This is a genomic window from Rhodococcus sp. WMMA185 (genome assembly GCF_001767395.1).
Lineage (GTDB): Bacteria > Actinomycetota > Actinomycetes > Mycobacteriales > Mycobacteriaceae > Rhodococcus_F.
Genome location: NZ_CP017014.1, coordinates 791,694 through 808,710, shown reverse-complemented (window position 1 = coordinate 808,710; position 17,017 = coordinate 791,694). Strand labels below are relative to the sequence as shown.

Genomic DNA, 17,017 nt, shown 5'->3' with positions numbered 1-17,017 from the left:
GTCAGATGTCCTTCCCGTTCTTCCGGGAAATCCGAACGCGCTTGCCGGACTCTTCGTCGGTCCGGTAGCCCACGCGGGTGGGGTTGCCGTCCGAGTCGACGACCGCGACGTTGGAAACGTGGATCGGGGCTTCCTGCGTAACGATGCCGCCGGAGGAAGCTCCGCGCTGGTTCGCGGAAACCGCGGTGTGCTTCTTGATGCGGTTCACGCCTTCGACGAGGACCTTGTTGGTCGCGGGGTAGGCCTGGATGACCTTGCCCTTCGCGCCCTTGTCCTTGCCGGCGATGACCAACACGGTGTCACCCTTGTGCACCTTCATCACAGCACCTCCGGGGCGAGCGAGACGATCTTCATGAACCTCTTGTCACGCAGCTCACGGCCGACGGGGCCGAAGATGCGGGTGCCACGGGGATCGTTGTCCGGCTTGATGAGGACGGCAGCGTTCTCGTCGAACTTGATGTACGACCCGTCCGGACGGCGACGTTCCTTGGTGGTACGGACGATGACGGCCTTGACGACCTCGCCCTTCTTGATGTTTCCACCCGGGATGGCGTCCTTGACGGTGGCGACGATGGTGTCACCGATCCCGGCGTAGCGGCGAGACGAACCGCCGAGAACGCGGATGCAGAGAATCTCCTTGGCACCCGTGTTGTCGGCGACGCGCAGCCGCGACTCCTGCTGAATCACTTACTTCTCCTTGACCTGGCTGTTTCCGACTCGAGCGATTGGCAAGCAACCACTCGTGTCATGCACGGCAGATTTCCGACCCGACGTGCGCGGTCTGTATCCGTACCCTCCGCGAGCACCACCCCGGCGGGCGAGATGAACTACGGAAGGGCCTCCCTGACGGGGAGCACAACGGTGGGGTTGCCCTGCGTCTTCCGCAAGGCAACCCCACCATCGTACTGGACACATTGCTCGGGTTCTTACTTGGCCTTCTCGAGGACCTCGACCAGACGCCAGTGCTTGGTCGCGGACAGCGGACGGGTCTCCATCAACTGCACGCGGTCACCGATGCCTGCGACGCCGTTCTCGTCGTGCGCCTTGACCTTGCTGGTGCGCCGGATGATCTTGCCGTAGAGCGGGTGCTTGACCCGGTCCTCGAGCTCGACCACGATCGTCTTCTCCATCTTGTCGGAGACGACGTACCCGACGCGAACCTTTCGGCTGTTGCGCTCTTGTGTGCTCACTGCTTTTTCCTCACTCATGCCGCGTCACCTGCGTCCGGGCCAACGGCCAGCCCGAGCTCACGCTCACGCAGAACGGTGTAGACGCGCGCGATCTCGTGGCGCACGGTACGAAGCCGACGGTTGTTGTCCATCTGACCCGTGGCCATCTGAAAACGAAGGTTGAACAGCTCTTCCTTCGACTCACGGAGCCGGGTGACCAACTCTTCCTCGGTGAGCTCGCGGAGCTCTGCGGCTGGGGTTCCAGTAGCCATCAGAACTGCTCCTCCCTTGTCACGATCCGGCACTTGCACGGAAGCTTGTGCATCGCGCGGCGCAGGGCCTCACGAGCAATCTCCTCGTTCGGGTAGCTCATCTCGAACATCACGCGACCAGGCTTGACGTTCGCGACCCACCACTCGGGCGAACCCTTACCGGAACCCATGCGGGTTTCGGCCGGCTTCTTGGTGAGGGGACGATCCGGGAAGATGTTGATCCAGATCTTGCCGCCACGCTTGATGTGCCGGGTCATGGCGATACGAGCGGACTCGATCTGCCGGTTGGTGATGTAGGCGGGCTCGAGAGCCTGGATGCCGTAATCACCGAAGGCCACCTGGGTTCCACCCTTGGCGGCACCCGAACGGCTCGGATGGTGCTGCTTGCGGTGCTTGACCCGCCGTGGGATCAACATGCGTCAGCCCTCCTTCTGTTCAGTCGTAGCGGGTGCATCGGCGGTGGCGGTCGCTGCGCGGCCTGCCTCGGTGCTGGTCGCGGTGGTGCCGGTGGCACCGGAGCGACGCGGACGGCTCGGACGCTCACGGCGAGGACGGTCGCCTGCGGGAGCAGCCACGTTGGCAGCCAGCTCACGCTTGCCGCCGACGATGTCGCCCTTGTAGATCCATACCTTCACGCCGATGCGGCCGAAGGTGGTCTTTGCCTCGTAGAGGCCGTAGTCGATGTCCGCACGAAGCGTGTGCAGCGGCACACGGCCTTCGCGGTAGAACTCCGACCGAGACATCTCGGCGCCGCCGAGACGACCGGAGCACTGAACGCGGATGCCCTTGACGTTGGGCTGACGCATGGCCGACTGGATGGCCTTGCGCATCGCGCGGCGGAAGGCAACGCGGTTCGAGAGCTGCTCGGCCACACCCTGTGCGACGAGCTGAGCCTCGGACTCGGCGTTCTTGACCTCGAGGATGTTCAGCTGGACCTGCTTGCCGGTCAGCTTCTCGAGCTCGGAACGGATGCGATCGGCTTCGGCGCCACGGCGACCGATGACGATGCCCGGGCGAGCGGTGTGGATGTCCACACGCACACGGTCACGGGTGCGCTCGATCTCGACCTTCGCGATGCCCGCCCGCTCCATGCCGGTGGCGAGGAGCCTACGGATCGCGACGTCTTCCTTGACGTACTCCGCGTACTGCTTGTCTGCGTACCAACGGGACTTCCAGTCGGTGGTGATACCCAAGCGGAAGCCATGCGGGTTGATTTTCTGGCCCACTACTGAGCCCCTCCCTTGGAGTTAGCCGAGCCCTTCCGGCGGTTACGGGTCGTTGTTTCGGCCTTCGGCAGGCTCTCCACGATCACGGTGATGTGACTGGTGCGCTTGCGAATGCGGAAAGCACGTCCCTGCGCACGCGGCTGGAACCGCTTGAGGGTCGCGCCCTCGTCCACGAACGCCGTGGCAACGACGAGCGTGCTCGGGTCGAGGTCGAGGTTGTTCTCGGCGTTGGCTGCTGCGGAGGCGATCACCTTGGCGACCGGCTCGCTCGCTGCCTGCGGCGCGAACTTCAGAATGTTCAGGGCGTCCTCAACCGAACGCCCGCGGACCAAGTCCACAACGCGACGCGCCTTCATCGGGGTTACGCGCACGTGGCGCGCCACCGCCTTGGCGGTCGGGTTGGCGGTTTCGGTGTTGCTCATCGCCTCTTCGCCTTCCGATCGTCCTTGATGTGACCCTTGAAAGTGCGGGTCGGTGCAAACTCTCCGAGCTTGTGCCCGACCATCGAGTCGGACACGAACACGGGGACATGCTTGCGGCCGTCGTGAACCGCAAACGTGTGGCCGATGAAATCCGGGATGATCGTGGAACGGCGGGACCAGGTCTTGATTACCTGCTTGGTTCCCTTCTCGTTCTGCACGTCCACCTTCGCGAGGAGGTGGTCATCGACGAACGGGCCTTTCTTGAGGCTGCGTGGCATCCTTCACTCCCTCCTAGCGCTTGTTCTTGCCGGTACGGCGACGACGGACTATGAGCTTGTCGCTCGCCTTGTTCTTGCGGGTGCGGCCCTCGGGCTTGCCCCACGGGCTGACCGGGTGGCGACCACCGGAGGTCTTGCCCTCACCACCACCGTGCGGGTGATCGACCGGGTTCATCACGACACCACGGACGGTCGGGCGCTTGCCCTTCCAGCGCATGCGGCCGGCCTTGCCCCAGTTGATGTTCGACTGCTCGGCGTTGCCGACCTCACCGATCGTGGCCCGGCAGCGAACGTCGACGCGACGAATCTCGCCGGAGGGCATACGCAGCGTGGCGTAAGCGCCTTCCTTGCCGAGCAGCTGAATGCTCGATCCCGCCGAACGGGCCATCTTGGCGCCGCCACCCGGTCGGAGTTCCACCGCGTGAACGGTGGTACCAGTCGGGATGTTGCGCAGGGGGAGGTTGTTGCCGGGCTTGATGTCGGCGCCTACACCTGACTCGACCGGTGCACCCTGGACCAGGCCCTTGGGGGCGATGATGTAGCGCTTCTCGCCGTCCGCGTAGTGGAGCAGGGCGATGCGCGCGGTGCGGTTGGGGTCGTACTCGATGTGGGCGACCTTCGCCGGCACGCCGTCCTTGTCGTTGCGACGGAAATCGATCAGCCGGTAGGCACGCTTGTGTCCGCCACCCTTGTGCCGGGTGGTGATACGACCGTGTGCGTTACGTCCGCCACGTCCGTGGAGGGGGCGAATCAGCGACTTCTCGGGGGTCGACCGAGTGATCTCGGCGAAGTCCGAGACACTCGAACCACGACGGCCCGGTGTAGTCGGCTTGTACTTACGGATTGCCATGAGTCTTCTCGTCCTCTATGTCTCGTCAAGTCCCGGCGCTTACGCGACCGGTCCTCCGAAGATCTCGATGGGCTTGCTGTCGGCCGAGAGGGTCACGAGCGCGCGCTTGGTGTTCTTGCGCTTGCCGTAGCCGAATCGGGTCCGCTTGCGCTTGCCCTGACGGTTGGCGGTGTTGACGCTGGTCACGGTGACGCCGAAAATCTTCTCGACGGCAATCTTGATCTGCGTCTTGTTCGAGTCCGGGTGCACCAGGAAGGTGTAGGTGCCTTCCTCGATCAGTCCATAGGACTTCTCGGAGATAACCGGAGCGAGCAGGATGTCGCGGGGATCGGCGATGGTGCTCACTTGCCCTCCTCCTTCTTGTCTTCCTGAACCGACTCGGCGGGCCCGTGAATGAACGCGCCCAGTGCCTCGACGCTGAACACGACGTCATCACTGTTGAGCACGTCGTAGGTGTTGAGCTGGTCGGGAGCAATGGGATGCACGCCGTCGAGGTTCTGCACGCTCTTCCACGCGGCGATGTCCTCGCGCCCGACGACGAGCAGGACCTTCTTGCGATCGGTGATCTCACCGAGGAAGGTGCGCGCAGTCTTCGTGGACGGAGTCTGACCGGCAACCAGTTCGGTGATCACGTGAATACGCTCGTTGCGTGCCCGGTCGGACAGGGCTCCGCGCAGCGCGGCCGCCTTCATCTTCTTCGGGGTCCGCTGGCTGTAGTCGCGCGGCTTCGGGCCATGGACGGTGCCACCGCCGGCAAACTGTGGTGCACGGGTCGAACCCTGCCGAGCGCGGCCCGTACCCTTCTGGCGATACGGCTTCTTGCCACCGCCGCGAACCTCGCCGCGGGTCTTGGTGGAGTGGGTTCCCTGACGTGCAGCAGCGAGCTGCGCGACGACAACCTGATGGAGAAGCGCGATGTTGGCAGGCGCGTCGAAGATCTCCGCGGGGAGATCGACGGTGCCGTTGGTCTTGCCGCCGACGACCTTGACGTCCAACGTCAGCTTGGTCGATGTCTCGGTGCTGGTCATGCTTTTGCACCACCCTTCACAGCGCTCTTGACGATCACGAGGCCGCCCTTGCGGCCGGGGATCGCACCCTTGATCAGCAGGAGGCCGTTCTCGGCGTCCACCTTGTGGACGGAGAGGTTCTGCGTCGTGATGCGGTCGTTGCCCATCCGGCCGGACATGCGCATGCCCTTGAACACGCGGCCCGGGGTGGCACAACCACCGATGGAACCGGGGCGACGGTGAACAGCCTGTGCACCGTGCGAAGCACCTTGGCCCGCGAAGCCGTGCCGCTTCATGGTTCCGGCGAAGCCCTTGCCCTTGCTGGTTCCGGTGACATCGACGTATGCGCCGTCGGCGAAGACCTCGGCGGTAAGTTCCTGGCCGACCTCGTACTCCGAGGTGTCGGCAACGCGGAGCTCCACAACGTGACGACGCGGGGTGACGCCAGCCTTGGCGAACTGACCCGACGTCGGCTTGTTCACCTTGCGCGGGTCGATGGCGCCGAACGCGAGCTGCACGGCGCTGTATCCGTCACGCTCTTCGGTGCGGATCTGGGTCACGACGTTCGGTCCGGCCTTCACGACGGTCACCGGGACGACCCGGTTGTTCTCGTCGAAGACCTGGGTCATGCCGAGCTTGGTGCCCAGGATTCCCTTGATCTTGTTATCAGTCATTGTTTTTGTCTCCGCCGCGCTCACTGAATGTTGACGTCGACGCTGGCCGGAAGATCGATACGCATCAGCGCGTCAACCGTCTTGGGCGTCGGGTCGAGGATGTCGATAAGCCGCTTGTGAGTACGCATCTCGAAGTGCTCGCGCGAGTCCTTGTACTTGTGCGGCGAGCGGATGACGCAGTACACGTTCTTTTCGGTCGGCAACGGCACGGGTCCAACGACACGGGCCCCGGTACGGGTCACCGTCTCGACGATCTTGCGCGCTGACGCATCGATCGCCTCATGGTCGTAGGCCTTGAGCCTGATGCGGATCTTCTGTCCCGCCACGCTTAGTGTCCTTTTCTTGCCGCGTTTCGTGGCCCTACCCGAGTCGGGTCGAACCACCTCGTCTGCACAGTCCGTTATCTGAGCCGCAACTGTCCGAACGCTAGGCAACCGGGACGCGCCCGATCCGCTGCCGCTGTTCATCTGTCATGGATCTCCGGTACACGCGGTCGGGCGTGTCGCCCTCTCGCTCATTTTCCGGCCCCGAAACTTTCAGCTCCCTGGGCCGAGAATGCGCACCGGATGCACTCCAATACGAGTGCCAGTTAAGGTACTGCTTCCGTCCTGCATGGGCCGCGCGCAGCTCGTTTCGATCCACATCGCGGCCTCTCACCCCATCTGTTTCGGGGCGCAAATGACCGCGTCCCAGACAAGGCAACCCGATCAGTATGCCGTACCGATCCACCAGACCACAAACCAGGCTCTCCTCCGCCGCTATACAACTCGGCGGCACTGGGGCGCCCAGCCCTGCTCATCAGGGGTGAAGGTGTTCTCAGTCCACCTTGACCACCGTCCCCGCGTGACATACTCGAGGACATGCCTGTGTCTGACACCGCCGTTCTCGTCGAGGGGATCGAGAAGTCCTTCGGTGACGTGGCAGCGCTGAGGGGTGTGAGCTTCGAGGTACCGCGCGGCACTGTGCTGGGAATTCTAGGCCCCAACGGCGCGGGGAAGACCACCACCGTCAATGTCTTGTCGACTCTGCTTCGACCAGATGCAGGTCGCGCCCAGGTTGCCGGCCACGATGTCGTCGAAAACCCCGCGGGCGTTCGTCGCAGCATCATGATGACCGGCCAGTATGCGGCCCTCGACGAGTCATTGACCGGACGAGAGAACATGGTGCTGTTCGGCCGACTGATGGGCCTGTCCAAGAGGTCCGCGAGATCGCGAGCCCAGGAACTGCTGACGCAGTTCGATTTGGTGGACGCAGGCGACCGCAGAGTGTCCGGCTATTCCGGCGGCATGCGGCGGCGCGTCGACATCGCTTGCGGCCTGGTGATCCGCCCCCAAGTGGTGTTCCTCGACGAACCGACCACAGGCCTCGACCCTCGCAGTCGCCAGGGCGTGTGGACGCTCGTGTCCGCGTTGAAGGAGCAGGGCATCACGGTCCTGCTCACGACCCAGTACCTCGAGGAGGCCGACCTCTTGAGCGACAACATCGTGGTCATCGACAAGGGCACCGTCATCGCCGAGGGTACGGCCGACGAACTGAAGGCCCGCACAGGCGGTAGTTACTGCGAGGTCGTCCCGGTCAGCCTCGACGACCTCGCCCGCATCCGGGACATCCTCGCGACCCTGTGCCCGCCGGGGCACATTCTCGAGGAAGGTACCGACAGGGTGTCGATTCCTGCGGAATTCGGCGCCCAGACGCTCACCGAGGTGCTGCGCCGCCTCGACCTCGCCGGGATCACGCTCGCCGACATCGCCTTGCGGCGGCCTTCACTCGACGACGTATTCCTCTCACTGACCGGAGAGGTCAGCGTCGACGAGAGCCTGCTCTCGTGACAGCACCCACACTGATCGAATTCCATCGTTCGGCCGAGGGAAGGCATAGGCGACCGCAGCCGACGCTCAGCCAGCAGTGGATTGCCCTGTCCAAACGGAACCTGCACACGATGTGGGGGACGGGCCAATTCTTCATCGCGGTACTGGCCCCGCTGGTCTTCACCGTCGGCTTCTACCTACCACTGCGCCTGGTCATGCAGTTCCAGGGCATCGATTACGCCCAGTTCGTCATGGCAATCATCGTTCTTCAGGCCATGGCATTCACGGCGATCTCGGCGGCCCACCGCGCGGCCACGGAGGCGTCGAATGGCATGAACGCCCGGTTCCAGACCATGCCGGTCGGGGCCGCGGTCCCACTGACCGCGCGTATGACCGCGTGCTTGGTGCACTCGTCTATCTCGCTCGTTGCGGCAATCGCCTACGGATACGTGATCGGCTTCCGTTTCTCCGGCGGACTGGGTTTGACGGCCGCGTTCTGCGCGCTCGCGATGTTGATCGGGTTCACCCTCACGACCGGCGCCGACGCTCTCGGAACCCTGACTCGAAGCCCTGAGGTCACCAGCCAGGCGTTGACGCTCCCGCAGTTGATCCTCGGCATGTTCTCCACCGGATTCGTGCCGGCGTCGCAGTTTCCCGAGTGGGCACAGGGCTTCGTCCGAAATCAGCCGATCTCGCAATTCGCCACGTCCATGCGCGCGATGACGGACGGAACGATCACCCTCGACCTGTTGACACCCACCCTGCTGTGGTGCGGCGGGCTGGCACTGGTCTTCGTTCCGTTGTCGATCTGGGCGAATGTGAGGCGCGGATGACTACCGAGTACCGATCCGAGACACCGGCAAGCGTGACATTTCCCGAGGTAGTCGAACCGCACGCGGAAAACTCTCTGGCCGCGCTCTACTCGCACAGCTTGTTGCAGACCAGACGACTGCTACTGCGCTGGATCCGGGACCCGTACACGATGATTCAGGCGATCGTGTACCCGGCGTTGATGTTGGTGATGTTCTGGGCCGTGCTGGGAATCTCCATCACCAGCGCGACCGGTGTCGACAGCATCTTCGGGACCGTTCCGATGATCACGCTCGTGGGTGCGATGTTCGGGTCCATCGCGGGTGGGTTGTCGTTGAAGAAGGAATGGCAGGACGGGCTCTTGAGCCGGTTCTGGGTTCTTCCGGTCCACCGGGCTTCAGGCCTTCTCAGCCGTCTGATGGCCGAATCCGTGCGGATCTTGATTACCACCGTGCTGATCATCACCGTCGGTTTCGCGCTCGGGTTCCGGTTCGACCAGGGCATACTCGCCGGCATCGCCCTGATGCTACTGCCGCTGCTGTTCGGCGTCAGTTTCGCGACGATGGTGACCGCGCTCGCCGTCAACGCGGCCAAGGCACCCCTGGTCGAGATCCTCTCCATATTGGCCACGCTCTTGTTGTTCTTCAACTCGGGGTTCGTCCCCACCGGGGCTTACCCCACATGGCTGCAGTCGTTCGTGGAGAATCAGCCGATGTCCTGCGCCATCGACGCGATGAAGGGCCTGTCGCTGGGCGGACCTGTCGCAGAACCTCTGCTCAAGACAATTGCGTGGTCAGCCGCCGGATTCTTGATCTTCGCCTATCCGGCCATTCGCGGGTATCGCAGAGCCGCCGGAACCCCGGGGTAGCAACAGTTCCTCGCAGACGAGTCGAGCTGCTCCCCGAGACCCTTCCGGAGATTACGCGGCACAGATGGGCACCTGCCGCCTGCGAATTTCGATTGACTTTTGTCGGCCGATTCGGCACGTTCCGAGTCCCCATTTTCGGTATTTCGCAGTTCACGTCGCTCTGCCGGACACCTCCCGATCTCGGGAAGGAGGCCGAGAACATGTTCAGGACGGAGCGAATCCTGTAGCTCGGTTAGGATGGGCGGCAACCTAATCGGCATGCAACAGCCGACTACCGGAGGTGACCATGACCCGGACCGGCACGGCAACCGAGACTCCGATCCGCCGTCGGCCGAAGAATCGCAAGGCACAAATTGCGAGGGTCGCGGCCGAAGCCTTCAACGAACGTGGCTATCACGCCGTCGGAGTTGACGAGATCGCAGCCACCCTAGGCATTTCGGGGCCAGCGCTCTACAGGCACTATCCCAGCAAGTACGCGCTGCTGGTGCACGCGGCCAACACGGCCGCGGATGCGCTGCAGGCTGCAGCCGACAGCGCGCTCGAGAGCGCGAACGGCAGCGACCCCCGAGATCGACTCGATCGTCTGATCGCCTCGCTCGTCGAGACGTCCATCGAGAACCGTAAAGTCGCTGGACTCTACCGCTGGGAAAGCAGGTACCTCGAGGGCGAGGATCACACGCGCATCCGCGACATCTTCGCCCACGTAACCCAGTCTCTGGCCGCGCCATTGCGTGAGCTCCGCCCGGAACTCCCAGCCGTCGACGCGACGACATTGAGTGCCTCGGCACTGAGCGTGATGGGCAGTATCAGTGCCCACCACACGACCCTCGCCATGCGCCGGCTCGATTCTCTGCTCAGGGCGGCGTGCGAATCCGTCCTCTTCACGACCCTCCCTCCTGCGGTCCCCAACGACTCGGCGAATGCCGCGGTCACAGCGCCCAGCACACACGGTTTCGCGGTGACGTCCAAGCGAGAGTTACTGATCAACGCGGCCGAGAAGATCTTCGACCGTCGCGGGTACCACGACTCGAGTATCGAGGAGATCGGTGCTGCCGCGGGTATCAATGCCTCCAGCGTGTATCGGCACTTCCCCAGTAAGGCAGACCTTCTGGCGGCTGTGTTCTACCGCGCGGGCGACCGTATGGCAGTCGCGACGTCCGCCGCGCTTGCCGCCACCGGTCCCGGCGATGCTCTCCGGGCCCTTGCGGAGTCCTATCTGGAATTGTCATTCCGGAACCCGGAAGTGCTCACGGTCTATTTTGCCGAAATCGGCAACCTACCGAAGAACGAACGCGCAAATCTGCGTCACGTCCAGCGGCGGCATATCGAGGAATGGGTCAACCTCCTGACCGCGGTGCGGCCCGAACTTACGGCACCGGAGGCGCGGTTTCTCGTTCACGCGGCTCTTGGTCTGGTCTTGGACATCGGTCGCCTGATGCGCTTCGACACCCGCGCTGAGTCGCGTGCTCGCCTCCATACACTGATGATGTCGGTGCTATTGGGCAATTGACCAAAGTGATCGACGAGCGAGACCACCGCTTGCGAGAACCGCTCCCGAAGATCGCGAAAAACGTGCCCTACCAGGCGAGGGCCTCCGAGTCACGAAACCGAAACGGCGACTTCCGGATAACAACCATCTGGCAAGTATCCATCCGATGCAAGACAGCCCACCCGGCGATCCTGGATACTGATGGAACGAACCATGAACAACACGCGTTGGTCGGTAGGAAAACTCTAACGGCCAATCGAGTGAGCGAGGCGACCATGCACTTCTCCCTTGGGCGACGGAACGGCGACGATTCCGGAGAGGAGCCAGAATCGCCCGCGGAGCACACGCTCGACACTCTGCGAACAGAACTCGACACCGTCGACGCGGCTCTCCTCGACGCGGTTCGCCAACGCCTTGAAGTGTGCTTGCGCATCGGTGAATTGAAGCGCCGCGAACACATCCCCCTGATGCAACCCGGCCGTATGGACTTTGTGCACGAGCGCGCACGCGAATACGCCGACCGCCACTCACTGTCCCCCGAGTTCTTCGATGCGCTCTACGACCTCCTCATCGCCGAAACATGCCGACTCGAGGACTTGGTAATCAATGCCGACGCACCTAGCCCGGACACGAACGGGCGAGACCACCGCGAGAACAGCCCCCGTACTCGACACGGCGCTGATTCCTCTGCCAATGCGGAGTCGCGATGAGTACCCGGACGCTGCTGGTCGACAACTACGACTCCTTTACCTACAACCTGTTCACACTGCTCGCAGAGGTGAACGGCGAGCCACCCACTGTCGTGCACAACGACGTGGAATGGGATTCGATCCCCTGGTCCGAGTTCGACAACATCGTCATCTCGCCCGGACCCGGACGGCCCGAGCGCCGGCGCGATTTCGGCATCAGTGCCCGGATCATCGCTGAGACCGAACTCCCCATACTCGGGGTGTGCCTCGGCCACCAGGGACTCTGCCAACTATTCGGGGGCAGCGTCGTCCTCGCACCCGAACCCATGCACGGACGGGTGTCCCTCGTCGACCACGATGGTTCCGAACTCTTCGCCGGAATCCCGTCACCGTTTCCCGCGGTTCGCTATCACTCGCTGATCGTCCGGGATCTACCGGACGACCTCGAAGCCACAGCCTGGACCGATGACGGACTGTTGATGGGCGTTCGACATCGGACTCGACCTCTGTTCGGCGTGCAGTTCCACCCTGAATCCATCAGCACCGCCTTCGGGCACGAGCTGCTCGCGAACTTCCGGGACCTGACACCGACGCATTCCGGCACACCGCAGCGCAGCACGATGCGCAAGATACCGATTCCCCGGGCGCCATATGTCATCCAGAAAGTGCGGGTCGACCACGAGGTCGACCCGCGCACCACCTTCGAGGACCTCTTCGCGGACGGGCCCAACGCGTTCTGGCTCGATGGCACTTCCGCATCCGAGCCAGACTCCCGCTTCACCATCATGGGCAACTGTTCAGGCCCCCGCGCGGAATACATCACGTACGACGTCAGTGAGTCGATCGTTCGGATTGCGCGCGAGGGGTTGCCCGTCGAACAGGTGCATGCGCCGTTCTTCGACTATCTCGAGCGACAGTTGCAGGCCCGATCGGTGCCAGGTCTTCCCGGCGTGCCGTTCAGCCTCGGCTACGTGGGATATCTCGGATACGAACTCAAGTCCGAGACCGGCGGCGGCGCGGTCCACGACTCGCCCACCCCGGACGCCGCGCTGGTGTTCGCCGATCGCGCGGTGATCATCGACCACAACGCCCAGCGCACCTACGCGCTGTGCCTGAGTGATCAACAAGATGACCCCGAACAGCACCGATGGCTCGATGAAATGGAGACGGCTCTACACAGACTGGCCGAACCGGACCATTCGTCAGGCACTGTGTCACCGATCAGGAAACCCGACTCCGCCGAGCTTTCTCTGCGTCACGAACACGACAAGTACCTCGAACACATCGTCTCCTCGCAAGAGGAGATCAGGGCCGGCGAGTCCTATGAGGTGTGCCTGACCAACATGGCGGGCGTGGACCAATCGATCGATCCCCTGCGCACGTTCGAACTACTGCGGTCCATCAGCCCCACCCCGTACAGCGCCTATCTCCAGTTCTCGGGGATGTCGGTACTCAGTGCCTCCCCCGAGCGGTTCCTGAAAATCCGTGCGGACCGGTCGGTCGAGTCCAAACCCATAAAGGGAACGAGACCCCGCGGCGTCACCCCCGCGAAGGACGCGGCACTACGGCAGGACCTGCTCGACAGCGAGAAGGATCGTGCCGAGAATCTGATGATCGTAGACCTGACCCGCAACGATCTGGCCCGAGTCTGCATCCCCGGTTCCGTTCACGTGCCCAAGCTCTTCGATGTCGAAACGTATGCCGCTGTTCATCAGCTCGTATCGACCGTGCGTGGAACTCTCAGTGCGGATGCCTCCGTCGTCGAGTGCGTCCGAGCCGCCTTTCCCGGTGGTTCGATGACCGGTGCCCCGAAGATCCGGACCATGGAGATCATCGATCGCCTCGAGTCGGGGGCGCGAGGCGTGTATTCAGGTTCGATCGGCTATTTCTCATTGAACGGTGCCGCCGACCTGTCGATCGTGATTCGCACCATCGTTGCCACCGACACGGAGGTGACCTTCGGCATCGGCGGTGCTATCACGGCGTTGTCCGATCCGGAATCGGAATTCGACGAGGCGATGATCAAGGCCGCCACCATGTTGCGAGCACTGGCGGTGACCGCGGACAGGCCGAACGAGATCGGGCAGTGAACGGCCCGGCCTCGTCTGCTCGAACCGTCGCCGTGATCGGCGGTTCCGGTGACGTAGGCAGGATGCTGGTGGACCGTCTGCGCGGCGATGGGCACACGGTTCGCACCATCGATGTCCGATTCACCGACCGGTCGGACGCCGACCAGGTGAAAGGTGATGTCACCGACCCTTCCCCAGAGGTCCGGTCGGTCATCGCGGGGGCAGACGCCGTGATCCTCGCGGTCCCCGAGGTCGTTGCCTTGGAATCGATCCCGACCGCCGTCGCACTGTTGGCTGACGGTGCTCTCCTCGTCGACACGCTGTCGGTGAAGTCGCGTTTCGACGCGGCGCTACGCGCGAGTGCACTGCGTAACAGCGCAGTAGGTATCAACCCGATGTTCGCGCCCTCGCTCGATCCGGCAGGTCGCCCGATCGCGGCGGTGACGTATCGGGATCTCGGCGATGTCGCCTGGTTCCTGTCGACGCTGTCCGGGTGGGGGTCGTCGGTCGTGCACCTGGACGCCGAGCACCACGACCGGCTCACAGCATCCACTCAAGCGTTGACCCACGCCGCGGTTCTCGGGTTCGGCCTCGCCCTCGCCGAACTCGGTGTGGACGGCGCCGAACTGGCCGAGGTAGGCGCTCCGCCCCATCTCGTGTCTCTCGCGCTTCTTGCCCGTGTCGGCAGCGGGGTACCGGAGGTGTACCGAGACATCCAGGTGGGCAATCCTTTCGCCGGCGAAGCCCGCCGCGCACTGATCACCGCTTTGACGGCCGTAGTCGACACCGTGGAGCACGGATCGGAGGACGACTTCGCCTCACTGATGTCGCGAGCGACATCGGCCCTCGGCGACCAGAAGGTACCCCTTGCCGAGCTGTGTGCCGATCTGTTCAGCGATAAACGCCTTCACCGCACAGCGCCCCGTTCGCGGGAAAGGAAAGGAGACTCGTCATGAGTCCTCAGCACTCGCTTCCGGAACACGACCCGACCGATCCGGTCGAGAGCGCCGTGATCACTCGGCTGGTCCGAAACTGGGGGCAGCGGGCCACCGTCAAGAAGCCGGAACCGGACCTCGACGAACTATTCGATCGCGACAAGCGGGACTACCCGAACGAGTTGCTGCCCTTTGCCGACCATGACCGGTTCCTCGGACTGACCGACGACCAGCAGGACCAGTTGCGGGCGTGGGCGTGGATCGCCTTCAACAAGAACGTCATGGACATCGAACAGTACGTCGTGAATCCCGGCTTCGATCTCGTTGCGCACGACGGTCTGGACACCGGACTCGGTGACACATTCGCCCTGGCCGTGCACCAAGCGATGGTGGATGAGCAGTACCACACGCTCATGCACTTGAATGCCAGTGCGGTCACCCGAAGACAGCGAGGGTGGGCCCTACCGAACGACGCCCTGCCCGATGTCATGACATTGCGCCGTCAGCGCGAGGTGGCGGCTGCCGACCCCGACTCCAGGCGAAAAGCGATCTCCCTCTTTGCATTCATGACGGTGGCCGAGGTCTCGATCAGCTCGTACCTCGACCTGATTTCGGAGAACGACGTCATACAACCGATCAATCGGGCGACGGTGCGACTGCACAACCGAGACGAATACTGCCATTCCTCGATCGCCGACGAGATCGCAGGCATCGTCTACGACACCCTCAGGCCCGACGAACGTCGCCACTTCCTGGACGGACTTGTCCATGCGATGAACGCATTCAGCAGCAACGACTACTCCACGTGGCGCACAATCGTCGAACTCATGGAACTCGAGGGCGGCCACGCGATGATCGACGACGCCGAGCACGACACCAGCCACTCGAAGCTGGTCCAAGACTTCAGCGGAATCCACAAGCTCTGCAGGAATCTCGGTGTGGCTGAAGAGATGTCGTTCCAGTGGACCTGACCCGGCCGATCACGAGGCAGGTTTCGGCATCGACAACTCATACACCGACACGGACGGTGGTCGGCGAAGATGCCAGTCGGTCGCACTCTGAAAGGCACTTCCCGCCTGAGCCAGGAGTAGCTCGTCGAGGTGGCGCGCCACGAGTTGAAAACCGATCGGCACGCCGGATTCGTCGAAGCCGCCCGGAAGCGTGATCGTCGGGTTGCCGGAGAAGTTGAACGGGGCGGTGTACCGGAAGACGGTCGGCAGATCGTCGGAGTCGTACAGCAACCGTGTAAAGCGATCGAGCGTCAAACCAGCCAAGGGCAAGACGGGAAGAACGAGTAGATCGACGTTCTCGAAGTGTCCCGCGAGCTTCCCGGCGAAAAGTCGCCTCTCGTTTTCGATGCGGGCGATATCCATACCCGACACCGCGTACCCGGAACCCAGGAGCTCCCGCATCCACTGACCGTATTCCGTGGACCTGGACGGAAACGTCTCTTCGTGCACAACTGCGGCCTCGGTCCCCGCGTAGGCGCCCCATCCGGCTGCCAGCCCCATTGTGGACGGCAGCGACACCTGACGAATGTCCGCGCCCAGGCTCTCCAACATTGCCAGCGCATCGCGCACGACCTTCACCACCGCGGGCTCGACACCGTCGAACGCGGCCTCTGGATCGAACCCGATCCGTATCCCTTGCATCTCGGGCGGACCCACGGAGTAGTCGGGTACCTCAGCCCTGACGGCGGTCGGGTCGTTCACGTCGGGACCGGCGATGGCTCGCAGCATGTGGTACGCATCCTCGGCGTTTCGCGCCATCGGTCCGACAGCGTCCAGCGACGGCGCCATCGCGAACACGCCATGGACGCTGACACGTCCCCATGTCGGCTTGATGCCGGTGACTGCGTTCATGTTGCACGGGTTGCGAATAGAGCCGCCCGTATCGCTTCCGAGGCTGGCCGTACACATTCCGGTCGCGGTGGCGACGGCAGAGCCGCTCGATGACGCCCCGGCCCAGAAACTCGAGTTCCACGGATTCACCACCGCAGGGAGGTCGGGATGGTACTCACCTCCAGCAGCCTCGGTCAGGTTCAGCTTCCCCAGCAGCACTGCTCCGGCACGGCGCAGTCGAGAAACCACCGTTGCGTCATAGCTGGGGACGAAGTCTCGGTGGATCGGCATACCAGCGGTGGTCCGAACGCCCTCCGTACAGACCAGATCCTTCACGGCAATCGGAACGCCGTGAAGGGGTCCCCGGTGTTCGCCGCGGGAGATCTCCTGCTCGGCCCGCCTCGCATCCGCGAGAGCGTTCTCCTCCATGACCGTCACGTAGGCGTTCAGGTCAGGGTCGAGCCGATCGATACGCTCCAGATGGGCTCGGGTCGCCTCCACAGGGGACAACACCCCGCTGTCAAAGTCCCGAGACAGATCGGAGATCGAGGCGTAGCACAAATCGACTTCCCCCACTACCTCACTATCGCGCACCCGGCGCAATCGGGGC

General features: G+C 63.5%; 22 protein-coding genes. 8 read left to right on the top strand and 14 right to left on the bottom strand.

Annotated features, from left to right (window positions below; translation table 11 throughout):
• Position 1: 1 nt before the first annotated feature.
• From rplX to rpsJ, 13 genes are all read right to left on the bottom strand, one after another.
• The gene (gene rplX, locus BFN03_RS03500; protein ID WP_070377844.1) at positions 2 to 319 is read right to left on the bottom strand and encodes a 50S ribosomal protein L24; all 318 of its coding nucleotides are present in this window, start codon (positions 317 to 319) and stop codon (positions 2 to 4) included.
• Positions 319 to 687 carry a 50S ribosomal protein L14 gene (gene rplN, locus BFN03_RS03495; protein WP_070377843.1) on the bottom strand — a complete coding sequence of 123 codons (369 nt, stop codon included), beginning with the start codon at positions 685 to 687 and terminating at the stop codon, positions 319 to 321. Before rplN ends, rplX begins: the two co-directional genes overlap by 1 nt.
• 239 nt (positions 688 to 926) lie before the next feature.
• The gene (gene rpsQ / locus BFN03_RS03490) at positions 927 to 1,208 is read right to left on the bottom strand and encodes a 30S ribosomal protein S17 (RefSeq protein ID WP_070377842.1); all 282 of its coding nucleotides are present in this window, start codon (positions 1,206 to 1,208) and stop codon (positions 927 to 929) included.
• Positions 1,205 to 1,441 carry a 50S ribosomal protein L29 gene (rpmC, locus tag BFN03_RS03485; RefSeq protein ID WP_070377841.1) on the bottom strand — a complete coding sequence of 79 codons (237 nt, stop codon included), beginning with the start codon at positions 1,439 to 1,441 and terminating at the stop codon, positions 1,205 to 1,207. Before rpmC ends, rpsQ begins: the two co-directional genes overlap by 4 nt.
• On the bottom strand, positions 1,441 to 1,857 hold the full coding sequence (rplP, locus tag BFN03_RS03480; RefSeq protein WP_070377840.1) for a 50S ribosomal protein L16: 417 nt from the start codon (positions 1,855 to 1,857) through the stop codon (positions 1,441 to 1,443). The genes rpmC and rplP overlap by 1 nt, the downstream gene beginning before the upstream one ends.
• Positions 1,858 to 1,860: 3 nt before the next feature.
• Complete coding sequence (gene rpsC, locus BFN03_RS03475; RefSeq protein WP_070377839.1) at positions 1,861 to 2,667, bottom strand: 30S ribosomal protein S3; 807 nt, start codon at positions 2,665 to 2,667, stop codon at positions 1,861 to 1,863.
• Complete coding sequence (gene rplV / locus BFN03_RS03470) at positions 2,667 to 3,089, bottom strand: 50S ribosomal protein L22 (RefSeq protein WP_070377838.1); 423 nt, start codon at positions 3,087 to 3,089, stop codon at positions 2,667 to 2,669. Before rplV ends, rpsC begins: the two co-directional genes overlap by 1 nt.
• Complete coding sequence (gene rpsS, locus BFN03_RS03465; protein ID WP_003940820.1) at positions 3,086 to 3,367, bottom strand: 30S ribosomal protein S19; 282 nt, start codon at positions 3,365 to 3,367, stop codon at positions 3,086 to 3,088. Before rpsS ends, rplV begins: the two co-directional genes overlap by 4 nt.
• Before the next feature lie 13 nt (positions 3,368 to 3,380).
• Positions 3,381 to 4,217, bottom strand: a complete 837-nt coding sequence (gene rplB, locus BFN03_RS03460) for a 50S ribosomal protein L2 (protein WP_070377837.1) — start codon at positions 4,215 to 4,217, stop codon at positions 3,381 to 3,383.
• A gap of 39 nt (positions 4,218 to 4,256) precedes the next feature.
• Positions 4,257 to 4,562, bottom strand: a complete 306-nt coding sequence (gene rplW, locus BFN03_RS03455) for a 50S ribosomal protein L23 (RefSeq protein ID WP_070377836.1) — start codon at positions 4,560 to 4,562, stop codon at positions 4,257 to 4,259.
• Positions 4,559 to 5,245 carry a 50S ribosomal protein L4 gene (rplD, locus tag BFN03_RS03450; protein ID WP_070377835.1) on the bottom strand — a complete coding sequence of 229 codons (687 nt, stop codon included), beginning with the start codon at positions 5,243 to 5,245 and terminating at the stop codon, positions 4,559 to 4,561. The genes rplW and rplD overlap by 4 nt, the downstream gene beginning before the upstream one ends.
• Positions 5,242 to 5,898: a 50S ribosomal protein L3 gene (rplC, locus tag BFN03_RS03445; RefSeq protein WP_070380582.1), complete on the bottom strand. Its 657-nt coding sequence runs from the start codon at positions 5,896 to 5,898 to the stop codon at positions 5,242 to 5,244. Before rplC ends, rplD begins: the two co-directional genes overlap by 4 nt.
• Positions 5,899 to 5,918: 20 nt before the next feature.
• Positions 5,919 to 6,224: a 30S ribosomal protein S10 gene (gene rpsJ / locus BFN03_RS03440; RefSeq protein ID WP_003938093.1), complete on the bottom strand. Its 306-nt coding sequence runs from the start codon at positions 6,222 to 6,224 to the stop codon at positions 5,919 to 5,921.
• Positions 6,225 to 6,758: 534 nt separating this feature from the next.
• On the opposite strand from rpsJ, the gene BFN03_RS03435 reads away from it, so the two are divergent.
• From BFN03_RS03435 to BFN03_RS03400, 8 genes are all read left to right on the top strand, one after another.
• Positions 6,759 to 7,727 (top strand): ATP-binding cassette domain-containing protein, encoded by a 969-nt coding sequence (locus tag BFN03_RS03435; protein WP_070377834.1) that lies wholly within the window; start codon positions 6,759 to 6,761, stop codon positions 7,725 to 7,727.
• Positions 7,724 to 8,539 carry an ABC transporter permease gene (locus BFN03_RS03430; protein WP_070377833.1) on the top strand — a complete coding sequence of 272 codons (816 nt, stop codon included), beginning with the start codon at positions 7,724 to 7,726 and terminating at the stop codon, positions 8,537 to 8,539. The genes BFN03_RS03435 and BFN03_RS03430 overlap by 4 nt, the downstream gene beginning before the upstream one ends.
• The gene (locus BFN03_RS03425; protein ID WP_070377832.1) at positions 8,536 to 9,384 is read left to right on the top strand and encodes an ABC transporter permease; all 849 of its coding nucleotides are present in this window, start codon (positions 8,536 to 8,538) and stop codon (positions 9,382 to 9,384) included. Before BFN03_RS03430 ends, BFN03_RS03425 begins: the two co-directional genes overlap by 4 nt.
• 286 nt (positions 9,385 to 9,670) lie before the next feature.
• Positions 9,671 to 10,894, top strand: a complete 1,224-nt coding sequence (locus BFN03_RS03420) for a TetR/AcrR family transcriptional regulator (protein WP_070377831.1) — start codon at positions 9,671 to 9,673, stop codon at positions 10,892 to 10,894.
• A 254-nt stretch (positions 10,895 to 11,148) separates the two neighbouring features.
• On the top strand, positions 11,149 to 11,583 hold the full coding sequence (locus BFN03_RS03415) for a chorismate mutase family protein (RefSeq protein ID WP_070380581.1): 435 nt from the start codon (positions 11,149 to 11,151) through the stop codon (positions 11,581 to 11,583).
• Positions 11,580 to 13,652 (top strand): aminodeoxychorismate synthase component I, encoded by a 2,073-nt coding sequence (pabB, locus tag BFN03_RS03410; RefSeq protein WP_070377830.1) that lies wholly within the window; start codon positions 11,580 to 11,582, stop codon positions 13,650 to 13,652. Before BFN03_RS03415 ends, pabB begins: the two co-directional genes overlap by 4 nt.
• The gene (locus BFN03_RS03405) at positions 13,649 to 14,587 is read left to right on the top strand and encodes a prephenate dehydrogenase (RefSeq protein WP_070377829.1); all 939 of its coding nucleotides are present in this window, start codon (positions 13,649 to 13,651) and stop codon (positions 14,585 to 14,587) included. The genes pabB and BFN03_RS03405 overlap by 4 nt, the downstream gene beginning before the upstream one ends.
• Positions 14,584 to 15,537 (top strand): AurF N-oxygenase family protein, encoded by a 954-nt coding sequence (locus tag BFN03_RS03400; protein ID WP_070377828.1) that lies wholly within the window; start codon positions 14,584 to 14,586, stop codon positions 15,535 to 15,537. Before BFN03_RS03405 ends, BFN03_RS03400 begins: the two co-directional genes overlap by 4 nt.
• A gap of 9 nt (positions 15,538 to 15,546) precedes the next feature.
• Here the strand turns inward: BFN03_RS03400 and BFN03_RS03395 are convergent, their stop codons facing one another.
• A complete protein-coding gene (locus BFN03_RS03395; RefSeq protein WP_070377827.1) occupies positions 15,547 to 16,983 on the bottom strand; it encodes an amidase in 1,437 nt (478 codons plus the stop codon).
• Between the last annotated feature and the right edge of the window lie 34 nt (positions 16,984 to 17,017).